Consider the following 333-nt stretch of genomic DNA (forward strand, 5'->3'; position numbering starts at 1 on the left):
GACGCCGTCACCAAGTCGAAGTTCGACAACAAGTACGGCTGCCGCCACTCCCTGATCGACGGCATCAACCGCGCCACCGACGTCCTCATCGGCGGCAAGACCGCCGTGGTCTTCGGCTACGGCGACGTCGGCAAGGGCTCCGCGGAGTCGCTGCGCGGCCAGGGCGCCCGCGTGATCGTCACGGAGATCGACCCGATCTGCGCGCTGCAGGCGGCCATGGACGGCTACCAGGTCGCGACCCTCGACGACGTCGTCGAGACGGCCGACATCTTCATCACGACCACGGGCAACAAGGACATCATCATGGCCTCCGACATGGCCAAGATGAAGCAC

Annotated in this window: 1 protein-coding gene; it reads left to right on the top strand. The window is 66.1% G+C overall.

The window, feature by feature from the left end; translation table 11 throughout:
• On the top strand, positions 1–333 hold a 333-nt coding region (locus tag IO30_RS0129170), incomplete at both ends, for an NAD(P)-dependent oxidoreductase (RefSeq protein ID WP_031147847.1).

Origin of the sequence: Streptomyces xanthophaeus, from assembly GCF_000725805.1 — a bacterium.
GTDB lineage: Bacteria > Actinomycetota > Actinomycetes > Streptomycetales > Streptomycetaceae > Streptomyces > Streptomyces xanthophaeus.